General features: G+C 70.7%; 15 protein-coding genes. 6 read left to right on the forward strand and 9 right to left on the reverse strand.

The genetic code is table 11. The features are described 5' to 3' along the window. Positions 1–32: 32 nt before the first annotated feature. Complete coding sequence (locus AB0F72_RS37045; protein WP_360442030.1) at positions 33–455, reverse strand: DUF6069 family protein; 423 nt, start codon at positions 453–455, stop codon at positions 33–35. Positions 456–617: 162 nt separating this feature from the next. Between AB0F72_RS37045 and AB0F72_RS37050 the strand changes: the two genes are divergently transcribed. Further along, complete coding sequence (locus AB0F72_RS37050; RefSeq protein WP_360442033.1) at positions 618–1088, forward strand: MarR family transcriptional regulator; 471 nt, start codon at positions 618–620, stop codon at positions 1086–1088. A gap of 6 nt (positions 1089–1094) precedes the next feature. On the opposite strand, the gene AB0F72_RS37055 is transcribed toward AB0F72_RS37050, so the two are convergent. Continuing rightward, positions 1095–2594, reverse strand: coding sequence for an FAD-dependent oxidoreductase (locus AB0F72_RS37055; RefSeq protein ID WP_360442036.1), 1500 nt, complete (start codon positions 2592–2594; stop codon positions 1095–1097). 215 nt (positions 2595–2809) lie between these two features. Here AB0F72_RS37055 and AB0F72_RS37060 point away from each other — a divergent pair, with 215 nt between their 5' ends. The 4 genes from AB0F72_RS37060 (at position 2810) to AB0F72_RS37075 (ending at position 8689) form a co-directional block, all read left to right on the forward strand. Next, on the forward strand, positions 2810–3673 hold the full coding sequence (locus AB0F72_RS37060) for an ROK family protein (protein WP_360442039.1): 864 nt from the start codon (positions 2810–2812) through the stop codon (positions 3671–3673). Positions 3674–3710: 37 nt separating this feature from the next. Beyond that, positions 3711–4763: a 3-dehydroquinate synthase family protein gene (locus AB0F72_RS37065; protein ID WP_360442128.1), complete on the forward strand. Its 1053-nt coding sequence runs from the start codon at positions 3711–3713 to the stop codon at positions 4761–4763. A gap of 122 nt (positions 4764–4885) precedes the next feature. After that, a complete protein-coding gene (locus AB0F72_RS37070) occupies positions 4886–7498 on the forward strand; it encodes a LuxR C-terminal-related transcriptional regulator (protein ID WP_360442042.1) in 2613 nt (870 codons plus the stop codon). Between the two features lie 9 nt (positions 7499–7507). Next, positions 7508–8689, forward strand: coding sequence for a 3-deoxy-7-phosphoheptulonate synthase class II (locus tag AB0F72_RS37075; RefSeq protein ID WP_360442045.1), 1182 nt, complete (start codon positions 7508–7510; stop codon positions 8687–8689). A gap of 14 nt (positions 8690–8703) precedes the next feature. On the opposite strand, the gene AB0F72_RS37080 is transcribed toward AB0F72_RS37075, so the two are convergent. The 4 genes from AB0F72_RS37080 to AB0F72_RS37095 form a co-directional block, all read right to left on the reverse strand. Further along, positions 8704–9564 carry a shikimate dehydrogenase gene (locus AB0F72_RS37080; protein WP_360442048.1) on the reverse strand — a complete coding sequence of 287 codons (861 nt, stop codon included), beginning with the start codon at positions 9562–9564 and terminating at the stop codon, positions 8704–8706. Further along, a complete protein-coding gene (locus AB0F72_RS37085; RefSeq protein ID WP_360442051.1) occupies positions 9555–12260 on the reverse strand; it encodes a BTAD domain-containing putative transcriptional regulator in 2706 nt (901 codons plus the stop codon). Before AB0F72_RS37085 ends, AB0F72_RS37080 begins: the two co-directional genes overlap by 10 nt. A gap of 422 nt (positions 12261–12682) precedes the next feature. Beyond that, the gene (locus AB0F72_RS37090) at positions 12683–13117 is read right to left on the reverse strand and encodes a type II 3-dehydroquinate dehydratase (RefSeq protein WP_360442054.1); all 435 of its coding nucleotides are present in this window, start codon (positions 13115–13117) and stop codon (positions 12683–12685) included. Between the two features lie 14 nt (positions 13118–13131). After that, positions 13132–13809, reverse strand: a complete 678-nt coding sequence (locus AB0F72_RS37095; RefSeq protein ID WP_360442057.1) for a hypothetical protein — start codon at positions 13807–13809, stop codon at positions 13132–13134. Positions 13810–14008: 199 nt separating this feature from the next. Here AB0F72_RS37095 and AB0F72_RS37100 point away from each other — a divergent pair, with 199 nt between their 5' ends. Then, positions 14009–14758 (forward strand): alpha/beta fold hydrolase, encoded by a 750-nt coding sequence (locus AB0F72_RS37100; protein ID WP_360442060.1) that lies wholly within the window; start codon positions 14009–14011, stop codon positions 14756–14758. 25 nt (positions 14759–14783) lie between these two features. On the opposite strand, the gene AB0F72_RS37105 is transcribed toward AB0F72_RS37100, so the two are convergent. From AB0F72_RS37105 to AB0F72_RS37115, 3 genes are all read right to left on the reverse strand, one after another. Then, complete coding sequence (locus AB0F72_RS37105; protein ID WP_360442063.1) at positions 14784–15449, reverse strand: HAD-IA family hydrolase; 666 nt, start codon at positions 15447–15449, stop codon at positions 14784–14786. 268 nt (positions 15450–15717) lie between these two features. Beyond that, the gene (locus AB0F72_RS37110; RefSeq protein WP_360442066.1) at positions 15718–15903 is read right to left on the reverse strand and encodes a hypothetical protein; all 186 of its coding nucleotides are present in this window, start codon (positions 15901–15903) and stop codon (positions 15718–15720) included. A gap of 136 nt (positions 15904–16039) precedes the next feature. Further along, a complete protein-coding gene (locus tag AB0F72_RS37115; protein WP_360442069.1) occupies positions 16040–16819 on the reverse strand; it encodes a glucose 1-dehydrogenase in 780 nt (259 codons plus the stop codon). Positions 16820–16910: the final 91 nt, after the last annotated feature.

The following is a 16910-nucleotide window of genomic DNA, read 5'->3' on the forward strand; positions in this document are numbered from 1 at the left end:
CGCCCCGTCGATCGACGGGGCGGCCGTCCGGGTCAGGCGGACCGGGCGTCCTTGCGGAACATCACGATCACGGCCGCCCCCACCACGAGGTGCATCAGGACGAGCGCGGCCTTCGTGCCGGACGTGGCGTCGACCATGAGCGGCAGAGCCAGGGAGAGGACGAGCACGACGCCCGCCACGGCGGTCCAGATGGTCCGGGCACGCGCCGTGAACCGCTCGAGCAGCGCGAGCAAACCCCAGCCGAGCAGCGCGAAGGCTGCCGACATCATGATCACCAGGGCCACCGAGACGGCTTCCGGACCGGAACCCTGGTCGACCTTGAGTTCGGCGCCGGCAACGTTGGCGATCAGCCACACGACGACAGCACCGACCACGGCCGCCACCAGGCCGATCGCCCTGTTCCGCACGCGGGACGTGCTGCCGACAGCTCGGGTCGTGGAGGCTTCCGCAGACATGACTGACTCCTTGAGATCGGGGATAGCGAGCTTGGTAGACGAACCGTATCAGAAGTTCTTGGTCTTTACTATATTGTTCTGAACGAACTCCGGGCCGGTAGTGTGCAGAGTTACTCCGGCGCGAGATAGAACTGATCGCGAACTAGTTGTTAGGCTGACGGCATGAGCGACGCGCCCGACCTGATGTTTCTCATGTCCTGGGCCACCCATGCGCTGGCCAAGGAGCATGCCGAGGCCCTTTCCGGCCTCGGCATCTCCACCCGTGCGTACTGCGTGCTGGAGCGCGGCATGACCGCCGAGCTCACCCAGAGCCAACTGGGTGAGCTGTGCGGCATCGACAAAACGACAATGGTCGTGACGCTCGATGAGCTGGAACGCGCCGGACTCGCCGAACGCCGCATGTCGAAGACCGACCGGCGAGCCCGGATCGTCAAGGTCACCCCGGCCGGCGAGCGGATGGTCGCCGAGGCCAGCGAGATCGTCGCCGGCCTGCAGGCCGAGATCCTCTCGACGATCCCCGCTCGTGATCGCAAGGTCTTTCTGGACGTGCTGGGCCGTCTGATCAACGGCCGCCTGGCGACCTTCGTTCAGGCCGAACGCCCGGTCCGGCGACGCGTCGTGAAGGCGGCCTGAGCCGGATCAGGAGCCGATGCTGCGCGGGTGCCGGAAGAAGTTGTGCCGGTCGTAGACCCGCTTGGCACTGACCAGCCGCGGGAAGTTGTCCGCGTAGTACTGCTGCCGCCAGTCCGGCAGGTGGTAGCTGGGAAAGTTGACGTAGGCGCCGGTCGCGACCGGTTCCAGCACCGCCGCACCGGCGTTCGTCCAGGCAGTGGCGGCCTCGGAGTCCGCCGTCGACGGGGCCGGATCGGCATGGGTGGCCACGTAACCGATGGACCACTCGGCATCGCGGTGCGCGAAGGCGGTCTCCGACGGGTATCGCTCGTTCGCCACCCCGCCCACGGCCATGAGGTTGAGCACCCGGCTCTGCCCCGGGTGGCGACCGGCCACGAAGGTGTCGATCGCACGGTTCACGTCCGCGGCGCCGAACGGGCGGGAGACCAGGCGGAAGGCGTCGCGCTGGAACGTGCCCCGGTGCAGGCTCGCCTCCGGATTCGTTCCCACGCGGTGACACGCCTGGGCGGAGATCTGGTCACAGCCGTAGATCCGCAGCATGGCCTGGGCGTACGGCAGCTCGGTGGAGAAGCGGTTCAGCGGCGCCCGGCCGGCCAGCGCCTGCAGCCGGTCCAGGGACGCGTCGAGCTGCGCCTGGTCGCCATGGTGCAGACCGTAGACGAAGACCAGCGTGTTCTCCTCGGGCATGCCGTCCGGCAGCACGATCACCATCGCGGAGCCCAGGTCCGGCGACGCGGTGGCGGTCCACTCCTGCCACGCCGGCAGAACCTCGCGGACGTCGGCGAACGCCCACTGGGTGTTGTAGTAGACGGCCCGCGGCTGGTTGATGCGGCGCACCTCGAAGTCGACCACCACACCGAAATTGCCGCCGCCACCGCCGCGCAACGCCCAGAACAGCTGCGGCTCGGAAGTACTGGACGTCTTCACGATCCGGCCGTCGGCCAGCACCACCGTGGCCGAGGTCAGCCGGTCGCTGCCGATGCCGAACTTGCGGGTCTGCATGCCGATGCCGCCGCCGGAGTAGAAACCGCCGGGGCAGACCGTCGGGCAGGTGCCGGTGAGGATCTGCGCCTGGGCGGCGCTGAGCGCGGTCAGCGCATCGACCGACTGGGCGCCCGGCCCGACCCGCACGGTCTCGGCGCCGGGCACGGCGTGCTTGATCCGGGAGACGTCCAGGACGATGCCCGGCCCGGTCGACCAGCCGGCGAAGTTGTGGCCGCCGCTGCGCGTGTGCAGCGGCACCCCGGCGTCCTGGGCGAACCGGATCACCGTCTGCACATCCGACGGCGTCTGGGCGTACACGATCGCCTTGGGGTTGACCGTGTCCCATTGGGCGTAGTGCAGCTCCTTCGCGGTGGCGTAGCGGGGATCTGCGGGGAGAACCACGTCTCCCCCGGTCTTGGCGCTGAGGAGCGGCTGCTCGGCGCCGAGGCCGGCAAGCGGCGGCGCGGCGGCGAGTGCGGCCACACCGCCACCGGCACGTAATAAGGACCTTCTGCTGATCATTGATGCTCCGTAATGCGTTTGAATCCCGCGGAGTGCGGGTACAGCGCAATCTAGAGGCGTGAATTGCCGTGGGTGACCGGCGATTCTCACCGTCCGCCCACCATCGGCCAACTACCCACCCATTACCGCCGGATCGCCGCCTGTTTCAGGTCGCGATTCCGTTGGAATGTGCCGGTAGTGACTCCTCTGTGGTCGCGCCATGCCAGCCTCCATCCATGGCTTTTCTCGGCATTGACGTGGGTGGGACCAAGGTGGCCCTGAGGGCCGAGGACGGGTCCGCTGAGCCCTACGAGACACGCTTCGAATGGCCACACGCCGCGACCGTGGAGCAGGACGTCGCCGCGCTCACCCGGCACATCGCCGCGCTCACCCGGCGCATACCCATCGGCGCGGCCGGCGTCGCGATGCCGGCGACAGTGGCCGGCGGACGGGTGGTCTCCTGGCCGGGCCGGAGTTCCTGGGTAGGCCTGGATCTCGAGAGCGCGCTACCCGGCCTGGTGCCGGGCGCCCGGGTGGCCTATGCCGACGACGGCGACGTGGCGGCCCTCGCCGAGGCGCACCGGGCCGGCGTGCGCAACCTCGTCTACCTCGGCGTGGGGACCGGAATCGGCGGCGGGATCGTGCTGGACGGCACCGGGATCCCGGGCCCCGGGCGGGGATCCTGCGAGGTCGGGCACATCGTGGTCACCCACGGCGGACGGCGCTGCGACTGCGGCCGGCAGGGCTGCCTGCAGGCGTACGCCTCGGGCCCCGCCACGCTGCGTCGTGCCGGCGCCGCCTACCCGGAGTTGCAGGCGGCCTGGCGAGCCGGCCGCGCCTGGGCGGTCGCCGCCGTCGAGGAGACCTGCGAGCTGCTCGCCACCGCGGCGATCGGGATCGCCGAACTGGTACGACCCGACCTCGTGGTCATCGGGGGCGGCTTCGCCGACGGGCTCGCCGGCTTCGTGCCGACGGTGGCCCGGCACGCCGCCCGGCTGGCCCGCCCCGGCCACCCGGCCCCCCGGTTCGCCGCCGCGGCGCACGGCGGCCGGTCCTCACTGTACGGAGCGGTGCTGCTGGCCCGCTCGATGCCCGGATGAAGCTCACCGCGGAAGGACGACCCTCGTGACTCAGACGATGCACCGCCGGATCGAGGTGGCGCTCGGCGATCGGTCGTACGCCGTGACGATCGGTTCCGGTGTGCGACACCAACTGGCAGAGCATCTGGCCCGCACCGGCGCTCGCCGGGTGGCCGTCGTCTCGGCCCGGCCGGCGGAGTGGGTGCCGGAGACCGGTCTGCCGACCCTGGTCCTCGGCGCCGAGGACGGCGAGCGGAACAAGACCCTCGCCGCGGTCGGTGAGCTGTGCCGCCGGTTCGCCACGTTCGGCCTGGGACGCGACGACGTCGTGGTCTCGTGCGGCGGCGGCACGACGACCGACACGGTCGGCCTGGCCGCGGCGCTGTACCACCGCGGCGTCGCGGTGATCCACCTGCCGACCTCGCTGCTGGCACAGGTCGACGCGAGCGTCGGCGGCAAGACCGCGGTGAACCTGGCGGAGGGCAAGAATCTGATCGGCGCGTACTGGCAGCCGCGGGCGGTGCTGTGCGACACCGACTACCTGCAGACCCTGCCCGAGCGGGAGTGGAGCAACGGTTACGGCGAGATCGCCCGGTGCCACTTCATCGGTGCGGGTGACCTCCGCGAACTGTCATTGATCGACCAGATCGCCGGGAGTGTGGCCCGCAAGGCACAGATCGTCTCCTCCGACGAGCGCGACGCCGGCGCCCGGCACCTGCTCAACTACGGCCACACGCTGGGGCACGCGATCGAGGTGGCGACGGGATTCGAGGTACGCCACGGCGAGGCGGTGGCGATCGGCACCGTCTTCGCCGGACGGCTGGCCGGGCTGCTCGGCCGCATCGACGCCGCCCGGGTGGCCGAGCACCACGACGTGGTACGCGCCTACGGACTACCGGTCGCGCTGCCGGCCGGGATCAGCGCCGACCGGCTGATCGAGATCATGCGATTCGACAAGAAGGCCGCCGGCGGCGGCGAGAACCTGGCCTTCGTCCTGGACTCCACCGACGGGCCGGCGCTGGTCCGCGACGTACCGGTGGGCGCCGTCACCACCGCGCTCGCCGAGATGCCACGGGCTCGCTGGGCCCCGGCCGGACACCGCCATGACTGACGAGGCAACCACGCCACGTTCATCAGCAATCACACAGCGTTGATGGGCACGAGGCGACGGCTACCCATCGGATGCCGATCGTCTACGAGATGGGCCAAACGGGGGCACAAGACGTGGAACTAATGGACCGTGACCAACACTTTGCCGAGTTCGACACGCTGCTCGACCTGGTACGAGCGGGGAAGGGACAGGTCGTCTTCCTCGAGGGAGCACCGGTCGTCGGCCGTACGGCGTTGTTGTGGAGCCTGGGTCACCGGGCGACCGCCGCCGGCTTCGAATTCCTGAGCGCGACCTGCTCGCCGCAGGAGCGGACGCTGTCGATGGGCGTGGTGTCCCAGCTGTTGCCGGTGTCGGAGCAGCTGCCCGGGGACGACACCGCGGCCCAGGCGGCGGTGACCGCGCTCCTCACCCGGGCGGCCGCTACGCCGCTGCTGATCGGGGTGGACGACCTGCGGCACGCCGACGCCGAGTCGGTGCGCTGCCTGCTGCAGCTGAGCCGGCGGGTCGGCGGGGCGCGCATCATGGTGGTGCTCACGGACACGCAGCAGCCCGTGGACGAGCTGGTCCGGCTGCCGTACGCGCACCGGATGGCCGTCGGCCCGCTCTCCCCCGGCGGCATCCACCGGCTGGTCGAGCGGGGCTTCGACACCACCACCGCGAACCGGCTCACCCCGGTGATCGACGCGCTCAGCGGCGGGAACCCGCTGCTCGTGCAGTCGCTGCTGGAGGACGACCTGGACCGCGACGGTCCCACCGTGCAGCGCTACGGTCGCGCGTTCGTGTCGTGCCTGCGCCGCTCCGGCGCGGCGGCGCTGCAGGTGGCGCACGGCCTCGCCGCGCTGCCCGACGACGCGGCGCCGGAGGACGCCGCCGAGGTCGCCGACATCGATGAGGAGGCCGCCCGGCAGGCCCTCGCGACGATCAACGCCAGCGGCCTGCTCCAGGCCGGCCGGTTCCGGCATCCCGCGGCCCGGCTGGCGGTCCTCGCCGACCTCCCGGCCGCCCGCCGGCAGGAGTTGCACCGCCGGTCCGCCCGGCTCGCGCAGGCGCGCGGGGCGGCGGCGGACCAGGTCGGCCGGCTGCTGGTGGCCGCCGGTGGCGACCCGGAGTCGTCCTGGGCGCCCGAGGTACTGCGGGAGGCGGCCGAATACGCCCTGGTCGACGGCGACCCGGAATATGCGGCCGACTGCCTGCGGCTGGCCGTGCTCAGCCCGCAAGCCGACCAGCCGGCCGTGCGGGTCCGGCTGGCCGAGGCGCTGTGGCACTGCCGGCCGGCGACCACCGCACCACTGTGGCCCGAGCTGATCAGCGACGCGGAACACGGCCGGCTCGACGCCCGGCAGGTCCCGGTGGTGATCCGCGGGCTGTTGTGGCATGGACGCGCCGGCGAGGCCGACCGTCTGCTCGAGTTGCTGCGCGGCCGCGACGAGCGGCCGGACGAGCTGGCCGACGTGGAAGCCTGGCTCGGGCTCGCGTATCCGATGCTGACCCGCCGGCTCGCCGGCAGCAACGACCGCCGCCACGTCACCGCCACCCTGGACACCGATCCGTGGCTGGGTGCCGCCGCGAACATGTCGGATCTCTTCGCCCGCTGCCGCTTCCCGGATGCCATCGCGGCCGCTCGCCAGGTGTTGCGCAACGTCCACATCAGCCGGGCCTCGCTGTGGGCGGCGGAATCCACCGCCCTCGCGCTGGCCGTGCTGATCTACACCGACGACTGCGACGCCGCCGAGGAGTGGTGCCGGCAGTACCTTGCCGCATCGGCCCGGCATCCCACCCCGACGATGCGGGCGCTCGTGCTCTCGGCACTGGCCGAGGCGCTGCTGCGCCGCGGTGATCTGTCCGGAGCCGTCGCACAGGCGACCGCGGCGCTCGCCGCGCTTCCGGCGAGCGCCTGGGGGGTGGCCGTGGCCCAGCCGCTGGCCACCCTGGTGCAGGCGCACACCCGGGCCGGTGACTACGAGGAGGCCGCCCGGCACCTGGCCCAGGCACTCCCGGACACCGCGCTGCGGACCCGGTACGGCCTGCACTATCTGCACGCTCGCGGTGAGTATCACCTGGCGACCGGGCAGCACCATGCCGCGCTCGCCGACTTCCTCGGTTGCGGCGAGCTGGTGCGCGGCTGGGGACTCGACAACCCGGGCATCGTTCCCTGGCGCACCAGCGCCGCGGCCGCCTGGCTCAGCCTCGGCAACGCCGATCAGGCCCGCTCCATGATCCTCGATCAGCTCGGCCGGCCCGGTATCGAGGGCACCCGCGCGCGCGGCGCCTCTCTGCGGCTCCTGGCCGCGGCAAGCACCCCGGGGCGTCAGCTGCAGCTGCTCACCGAGGCCCTGGAGATCTTCGAGGCCCGCGGCGACCGGCTCGAACAGGCGCGGGTCCTCTACGACCTCAGCCGCGCCCACCAGCAGCCGGACCAGCGGCAGCGGGCTCGCCTCCTGCTGCGGCGGGCCATGCACGTCGCCGACCTGTGCGGAGCGCGCCCGCTCTACCAGGAGGTCCGAGCCGGCGCCCGGGACGTCGGCGACGTACCGGACGTGCCGGCGTCCAGCGACCGGATCGAGTCGCTGACCGGCTCGGAACGGCGGGTCGCCGCGCTGGCGGTGATGGGCTACACGAATCGAGAGATCGCCGCGAAGCTCTACATCTCCCCGAGCACCGTGGAACAACACCTCACCAGGGTCTACCGCAAGCTTGACGTCAAGCGCCGCCGCGACCTTCCGACCGGATTGTGAGCCGATAACGTGGGTCTTTCCCTCCTCGATGCCGCCGTCGCCGAAGCCCTCCGGCTCCCGGCTCTCCAGCAGCCGCAGTGGCCGGATCCGGAGGCCGTACGCCGGGTGTGGCAGACGCTGCGGCGCAGCGCTCCGATCGTCACCGTCGCCGAGGTCGACCGGCTGCGCGACCACCTCGCGGGGGTCGCCCGCGGCGAAGCGTTCCTGCTGCAGGGCGGTGACTGCGCGGAGATGCTGACCGACGACATCGCCGCGCACACACGCTCCTGCCTGGACGTCCTCCTCCCGATGGCGGAGGTTCTCGCCGGCGCCTCCGGTGGTCCGGTCGTGACGGTGGGCCGGCTCGCCGGGCAGCACGCCAAGCCCCGGTCCAACACCGTGGACACGCTCGGGCTGCCGGTCTACCGCGGTGACATCGTGAACTCACCGGCGCCCGACCCGGCGGCCCGGGTGCCGGACTCGGAACGGATGCTGCGCGCGTACCGGCAGGCCGCCGCGGTGATGCGGCTCATCCGCGCGGACGTGGAGACCGACGTGTTCGTCAGCCACGAAGCACTGCTGCTCGACTACGAGCGTGGCCTGCTGCGGGAAGCCGGCGACCGGCTCTACTCGCTGTCCGCGCACTTCCTCTGGATCGGCGAGCGCACCCGGCAGCTGGACGGTGCGCACATCGCCTTCGCCGAGCGGCTGGCCAACCCGATCGGCGTCAAGATCGGCCCGTCGGCCACCCCGGCGCAGGTCATGGAGTACGCCGAACGCCTGGACCCGCACGGCGAGGCGGGACGGCTCACGCTGATCTGCCGGATGGGCGGTGGCCGGGTACGTGACGTGCTCCCCCCGCTCGTGGAACGGGTGACCGCGTCCGGCCGTCAGGTCATCTGGCAGTGCGACCCGATGCACGGCAACACCCGGGAGTCGGCGACCGGTTACAAGACGCGCCGGTTCGACGACATCGCCGACGAGCTCGCGGGCTTCCTCGAGGTGCACCGCGCACTCGGCACCCACGCCGGCGGACTGCACGTCGAGATCACCGCCGACGACGTGACCGAGTGCCTCGGCGACGGCGTCGACGAACTCGACCTGGCCGCCCGCTACGAGACCGCCTGCGATCCGCGGCTGAACAGGTCACAGTCCCTCGAGCTCGCGGCCCTGACCGCCCGGCTGCGCGACGCGGCCGGACGGCAGGCCTGACACTCGGGCCGTTTCTAGGCGGTCAGCGCTTCGACATGCCGCAGCATCCGGTCGCTGTCCGGCCGGTGGCCGGTGAACAGCTCGAAGCCGTGGGCCGCCTGCAGCGCGAGCATGCCCGAGCCGGCCAGCGTGCGGCAGCCGAGGTCGCGGGCGCGCCGGAGCAGCGCGGTCACCGCCGGACGGTAGATGATGTCGGCCACCCACATGTCGCGGCGCAGGCGCTCCACCGGCACCGGGACACCCGGATAGGCGGTCATGCCGATCGGGCTGGCGTTCACCAGCCCGTCGGCCGGACCGGACCCGTCGCCGATCACCACCCGGTCGGCGCCGAACTGGTCGGCCAGCACGCGGGCGAGCCGGGCCGCGCGATCCGGCGCCGGGTCCACCAGCGTCAGGACCCGGGTGCCGGACCGCAGCAGCGCGTACCCCACCGCGGCGCCGGCGCCCCCGGCCCCGAGCTGGATGACGTGGTCGCGGGCGACGCCGGGCAGTCCGGTGGCGAGGCTCTCGCCGAAGCCGGCCCAGTCGGTGTTGTACCCGACCGCCTCGTCGCCGGCGAACACGATGGTGTTGACCGCGCCGAGCGCCGTCGCGTCCGGCGACAGCCGGTCGAGGTACGGCAGCACCGCCTGCTTGCACGGATGCGTGACGTTGAGCCCGCGAAAGCCCATCCGGCGAGCGGTGCGGATCAGACCGCTGAGCTCTCCGCCAGACGGCCGGTCACCGACCTCGATGGGCTGGTAGAACAGCCGCAGGCCGAGCTCGGCCGCTTCCCGCTCGTGCAGCGGCCGGCTCAGCGATCCACCGACATCCGCGCCGATCAGCCCCACCAGGAACCGGGTCTGTGCCGCCGGACGCGGCGCGGTCAGCTCCACTGCGCTGTGGTCTCGGCCATCCCACTCGCCGGATTCCGGCGGCCGAGCCGGATCTGGTGCGGTAGGTCCCTCGGCCGCTGGGTCGGCCGCAACAGCTGCTCCACCCGCTGCCGGCGGTCCGCCCGCGCGCTCCGGCCCATCTGTTCGTACGCCACATCCCGCATCAGCGTGTGACGGAACGCGAACAGTGGCTCGCCGTCCTCGGCGCGTTCCCCTGCCCGGTGCAGGAAGTCGCGCTGAGCCAGGTACTCCAGGCACCGCGCCGCCTCCCGCACGTCGCGCTCGCCCAGCGCGGCGATAGCGGACGGCCAGACCGGGCCGGTGAAGACCGCGGCGTCCATGAGCACCGCCTTCTCGGCCGCGGGCAGCGTGTCCAGCCGCGCGGCGATGATGCTGCGCACCGACTGCGGCATGCTTCGCACGTCCTGATCGGTGATGCCGGTATCCCCGGACCACCGCTCGCCACGGCGGCGGGCCTGTGCCGCCATGTCGCGATGCATCCGGGAGTACTCGATGGCGAAGAGCGGATTACCGCCGATGCTGGCGAACAGCGACGGGCAACCGCCACCCTGGACCGGATCCGCCTGCGGGTCCGCCGGCGCCGGACCCGCAGGCGCCGAGGGTGGGTCGGGCAATAGGCCGTGTTGCGTGGCCAGCGTGTTGAGCAGCTGGTGGGCGGCCTTGTCGGACAGCGGGTCCAACGTGATCATGAGCGCGTTGCGATTGCCGCCACCCCAGTGCGGCCGCCGCATCAGCAACTCCAGGCGCGCCGTGGTGAGCACCAGGATCGGGACGTGGGCCACCCGGTTGACGAACCGCTCGATGAGGTCGAGCAAGCGGTCATCGGCCCGATGCAGGTCCTCGATCACCAGGACCAGTGGCCGCGCTTTGGCCGCCGCCTCGATGAAGCGCCGCCAGATGTCCAGCAGATCGTCAGCCGGTGGCAGCCCGCCATCGGCGACCTGGAGGAGGCCGAGCAGCCGGCCGACCAGCCGGTCCGGCACCAGCTCGGCCAACCGGCGCCGGACCAGCGGATCCGGGTCGCCGGGCGAGATCCCGGCGTACGACCGGACGATCTGCGCCAGCACCGCGCTGATCGGATCGTCACTGAACTCCGGCACCCGGCTGACCAGCCAGCCGAGGTCACCGTGCCGCTCGGCAGCGCGCCGGCTCAACTCCTCGACGAGCCGGCTCTTCCCGATTCCCGGCTCGCCGAGCACCGTTATGAGGTACGAGCCGCGGCGCTGCATGACGCTGTCGAGCAGGCCGGTGAGCGTGGCCATCTCCCGCGTGCGTTCCAGGAAGGGGATGACCTCCACCTCCGCGTCCGTGACGTCGGCGAGCAGGACGGACTCGTCGCCGTACTGGAAGAGCCGCCCGGTGGCCTTGCGGGTCGCCTCGCACACGCGAATCTCGCCGGCCGGAGTGCGCTCGGCCAAGCCCCGGCATTGGTCCACGAGGCCGCCGGTGACCTCGAAGCCCGCCGCGTCCTCGCCGCGGGTGGTCACCAGCGCCTCGCCGGTGGCCACGGCAAGACTCACGCCGATCGGGCAGCCGTCCGCCGGACTCGAGACGATCCGGTCGCGGACCGCGACCGCGGCGCGCACCGCCCGCTCGACGTCGTTCTCCCGGTTCCACGGCACACCGAACACGGCGACCCAGCTGGACCCCACCGCCCACAGGCCCTGCACGACGCCGCCGAACCGCTCGATCTCCTCGCGGAAGCCCGCGGTGAGGACTTCGAGTTGCTCGTCGGCGGTTTCCTGGTCATCGGCATCGGCATCGGCCGCGGTCAGCCATACCCGTGCGTACAGGGCGCTGACCCGCTTGCGCTCGGCGACCGGCACCGGGTCGGGCGACTCGACCGATGGCGCCGGGGCGGGCTCCGGGAGCCGGGGGCCGAGGTCGACGGCGGGCTGCGGCACCGCGGGGGGCACGGCCAGGGCCGGATCGTGCGACAGGATCGCGCGCTCCAGATCCTGCAGCTCACGGCTCGGATCCAGGCCGAGCTTCTCGGCCAGCGCGGTGCGGCTGCGCCGGTAGACGCCGAGCGCGTCGGCCTGGCGGCCGGACCGGTACAGCGCCAGCATCAGCAACCGGCACATGCGTTCCCGGGGCAGGTCGGCCACCGCGACGGCATGCTCCAGCTCGCTGAGTACGGAGACGTGCCGGCCGATCGCGAGCTGGGCCTCCACATAGTCTTCGAAGGCGGACAGCCGGGCGTTCTCCAGAACCGCCAGATCGGGCCAGCCGATGCCGCTCTCCACCAGGTCGGCGAGCGCCGGCCCACGCCACAGGTCGAGCGCCTCACGGAACGCGCCCCCGGCCGGCTCCCAGGACCCGGCCGCCGCGGCGATGCGGCCCCGCTCGACCAGCGCGTGAAATCGCAGCAGGTCGACGTCGTCCGCATTGGTCTGGATCAGATAGCCCGGCGCGTGGGTGAGCAGAGCCGTATGTCCGTCGGTGCAGTGCTCGTTCAGGATGGTCCGCAGGCCGGAGACCGCGTTCTGGAGCATCTTGCGTGCGGTGAGTGGCGGGTTCTCGTCCCACAACGCCTTGATGAGGTAACTGGTGGCAACGACGGTGTTGGCTCGCAGGAGCAGTGCGCCGAGCGTGGCTCGTTGGTTCAGGCCGCCGAGCGGGACGACGGCGCCTCGGGACAGAACTTCCAGCGGACCGAGTATCCTGAATTCCACTGAATTCACCCAACCCGAGCAGTCAGCGAGGGTATGTTCTCGATGAAACAGAAGAAATTGCGCACAGTTTGTTACACCCCATGAATTGAACTAAATACGCGCTTACCGCCGGCGGCGCCCGCCATTTCCGGAGGGAGATCGATTCGGCTGTTCGACGCGCCATTGCTGTACCCGCCGACTTGCTATCTCCATCCGCCCACGGCTGCCCCGAACCTCCAGGACACTCAGCGACCGCGACGTCGCACCGAGTATCGGGACAGGCGACAGTCTTACATCGACCAACTACGGCGCGCAACAGCGCTTCGTCATCGACGTTCATGGACACGTTCCGCATGGGGGATTCGTGTACTCGCCGTCCGAACACGGCGGGGTTGCGCCGCAGCGTGCCGCCGGTGCCATGGGGAAACACCGGCGGCCAAGTGTCAAACTTCCGCCATTTCCATCAGCGCGCGAGCCGCGAGCCGGTAGCCTAGGGCACCCAGCCCGACGATCGCTCCGGACGCGATCGGGGCGAGCACCGATTCGTGCCGGAAAGTCTCGCGCGCCCAGACGTTGGAGAGATGCACCTCGACGAACGGCTGCGGATAACTTGCCAGCGCGTCACGCAGGCTCCACCCCGCGATCATCAGGGCGCCCGGATTCACAATCGCCCCGACCGTGTCGTACGCGTCCTGGACAGCGTGGATGAGCTCGCCTTCCGACTCGCGTTGCACAGCACGCAGCGTCCAGCCCCGCTCGGCGATCTCGTCGGCCACTGACTTCTCGATGTCAGCGAGCGTCTGGGTGCCGTAGATCTCCGGTTGGCGGATGCCGAGAATCCCCAGGTTCGGCCCATTCAGCAGCAGTACTTCGGCCATTTCTTCGTCTCCGATCAGGTCATCTGCAACGTGGCGGCCCGCAGCGCCGGAACGGCGAGACCGGCTTCGAGCACCGTCCGGAGGGTCTGCGCCGCGAGCGCCTCGGTCGCCGCGTCGATGCCGATCCGGCGGTGCGTGCGGTGCGCATGGTCGAGGAGCAGATAGGGGGCCACCCCGGCGCCGGCGGTCAGCCGCAGCGCATCGGCGTACCGCTCCCAGGCCGTGATGTGCGTGGCGGGCCATTGCCGGTCGCCGACCGCATCCAGCAGCCTCACGGCGTCGCCGGTGGCCCGGGAGATCAGTTGCCGTCGATCAACCGAGGTGAGCGGCGCGGCCCAGTGCTGCCAGCACTGAAAAAGGAAGCCGGCGCGGCCGGCGGGAGGCAGCAGCGCGGTGATCTCGGAAAGATTGACAACCGCCAGCGCGAACCGTTCCGGTTCGCCGAGCCCTGCCCCGCCGAGCAGGTCCAGCGCAAGGTCGCTGGAGAGGGTGGACAGCTCGACGGTCGCCAGGATTTCTGCCGGCGGTGCCGAAAAATTCGTTTCACCAGCGTGCCGGGAGATTTCGTGCAAGACCTCGAGCCGAGCGTTGAACCAGGCGTCGAAATAGCCGTCACCGCCCTCGAAAACCCAATTACCATCCGGGTCCCCGAGACGGAGAACGTTGACGAACGTAAAGACCTTCTCGCTCATGTGCGGGAGTCGAAGATGGATCCAACTTCGTGTCACTACGGGCCGCCTCGCGTCGATTCACCGATGCGCCGACATTAGAGTCCGGGCGGCGACATTTCCATGAGCAGCTTCACGGCATCCGCCCGGAAGCCGATGTTCGCGGTGAGCTAGGGGTCGGATAAGGGTTGGCCGGACAGGCCCGGTGCGGGAGAAACGGGAGATGACCCCGATCAACGTTGCGGCATCGGCCTGGCTACGCAGCTTCCACCCCGGCACGCCCACCGGTGTGCGGCTGGTGTGCTTCCCGCACGCCGGCGGCGCCGCCACCGCCTACTTCCCGATCTCCGCGGCGCTGGCCGGGCGGGCGGAGGTGCTCGCGGTGCAGTATCCCGGCCGGCAGGACCGCCGCACCGAGCCACCGATGGAGCGGATCTCCGGCCTCGCGGCCGAGCTCGCCGAGATCCTGGCGCCCCTCGACGACCGGCCGGCGGCGTTCTTCGGCCACAGCATGGGCGCGATCATCGCGTACGAGACGGCGCTGCTTCTCGAAGCCCGCGGCCAGGCCATCACCCATCTCTTCGCCTCCGGTCGCCGCGCGCCCTCGCGGTACCGGCCGGAGAACGTGCACCAGCGCGGCGAGGCCGACATCCTGCGCGAGGTGCGCCTGCTCAGCGGCACCAGCACGACATTGCTGGACGATCCCGAGACGGTACAGATGATCATGCCGGCGCTGCGGGCGGACTATCGCGCGATCGAAACGTACCGGCACGACCCGAGCCGGCACCTGCGGCACACTCCGATCACGGCCCTGGTGGGCGACGCCGACCCGCGCACCTCGCTGGACGAGGCGCGGGATTGGCGGGCGCATACCGAAGGCGCTTTCGATCTGCAGGTCTTCCCCGGTGACCATTTCTATCTCACCGGTCAGCCGGGGCCGGTCGCTGAGGCCGTCGCCGCTCGCCTGAGCTGAGTGCCCCGCACCCCGCTGCCCACCGTCACCGAACGTGGGACACCGGCACCAGGGAGAGAACGTCGGCGGGCTGGTACAGCACCGCATCGGGGCCGGCCGCGATCAGGCGTTCCGCGGGGGTCTCGCCCCACAGCGCAGCGATCGCGCCGACCCCGGCGGCGCGAGCGCTGGCCAGATCGGTTTCGGCATCGCCGATCATCACGGCCTCCCGCGACGTGATCCCCCACAACTCCAGTGCTCGCAGCACGATGTCCGGCGCCGGCTTCCCGTGGGCCACCTCATCCGAGCCCACGACGTGATCGAAGTGGTCGAGCAGTCCGAGGCCGCTGAGCAGCGACCGTGCCCGCGGCCCGCTCTTCCCGGTGGCGACCGCCAGGCGCGTCCCACGTGCTCGCACCTCGCGCAGCATCTCGACCACGCCTTCGTACGGGCGGACCTGCCCGGCAAGCCGGTAACTCTCGCGGACGAAGGGTTCCTGCATGGTCACCGGCAGGCCCATGATCCCCATGACGTCGGGAAAGTACCGGCCGGGGTGCCGGCTGTACTCCTCGAACGGCGCCTCGCCGTCGCCCACCACCTCGGCGTAGGCGATCCGGAAGGCCTCGCGCGCCACCCGCATGCTGTCGACGAGCACCCCGTCGAGATCAAAGATGATGTACCGGGTCGGTGAATCGGGTCCGCCACTGTCCACTTCTACCTCCTTGCGGGGCGGTCGCGCGACGCACCGTATCCATCGAGATGGGGCTATGACTTCGCGCCGAAACGGCGATGGAGGCTAACACGCTCGCAGGTGATCCACGGTTGGCGACCCTGCCTGCGGGTTCAGGCTGATCAGGGGTTTTCGGGGGTTCCATGAGCGGAGGATAGGAGTCCCTGATGGCGGAGCCGCACGGATCTGCCGCTGATCGTGTGCGGCAGCGATCGTAGGTTGCCCGGTTCCGTACGCCAGCATCGATCCGTTACGCCAGGTCACTACTGTCAGACCGGTGCAGACACTTCGATGTGCGGCCTTGTTCGGTGCTGTCGGTGCCCGCTCCGGAAACGTGGACGAAGGTCAGGTGGGGACTGCCCGCGGCGAGGGTGCCGGCCAGCTCATCGCGGATTGCCGCGAAGTCCAGGAAGTCGTTGGGTACGACATGACGCATTTTCTTCACCTGTTGGTGATGGTGCCAGGCGTCCGGCCGCCATAGTCGAAGGCCCTTCAGCGCAACTCGTGCCGGCCTTGAGGTGTGGTTCTTGTGACCCGTGGGAACGTTCCAGCATCCATCGCGGCGCCGGGCGTCAGACGGTTTGACCGCCGTCGACGACAAGGGCGTGTCCGATGGTGAACGCGGCGGTGGGTGAGCACAGCCACAGTACGGCGGAGGCGATCTCTTCTGGTCGTCCGAGGCGGCCGATGGGTTCCTGGGCGATCATCTGGGCGTAGCCCTCGTCGGTTCCGCCGCTGACGCGCTCGATCATCTTGGTGTCGATGATGCCGGGGCAGACGGCGTTGATACGTACGCCGTGGGCCGCGTACTCGAGCGCGGCGGACTTGGTGAGCCCGATGACGGCGTGCTTGGTCGCGGCGTAGGTGGCTTGCTCGGCGATGCCCATGACACCAGCGCCGGAGGAGGTGTTGACGATCGCGCCGCCCCCGCCGGCGAGCATCAGTGGGATCTGGTGCTTGAGACAGATAAACACGCTGCGCACGTTGGCCGTCATCAGCTTGTCGAAGTCGGCCTCGGTCGTGTCGGCGGTGGTGGTGTGGCTCTGCTCGATGCCGGCGTTGTTGAAGGCGAGGTCGAGACGGCCGTGAACGGCGACGACCTGGTCGAGCACGGCCTTGACAGCGTCGCTGTCGGTGACGTCGAGGCCGAACGCCATGGCGGTGCCGCCGTCCGCCCGAATCTGAGCGGCGACGGCGTGCGCGCCGGCCTCGTCAAGATCGGCCAGGACCACCGTCGCACCGGCGGCGGCGAACGCTCGCGCAGTGGCCTTGCCGATACCACCGGCGGCGCCGGTGACGAAGGCGACCTTGCCGGCGAACGTCTGTTCGCGGGTGGGGACAGTGCTGGTCATGTCACGTCCTTCGACGGCATCGGTTGAGGCGGACGGTGTCCGCGGAGCTGGGCGGGAACCGGCTTGCGGCGTCCGTGGACATATCGGGGCG

The organism is Actinoplanes sp. NPDC023936 (assembly GCF_040639325.1).
In the GTDB taxonomy this organism is placed as follows: Bacteria; Actinomycetota; Actinomycetes; order Mycobacteriales; family Micromonosporaceae; genus Actinoplanes.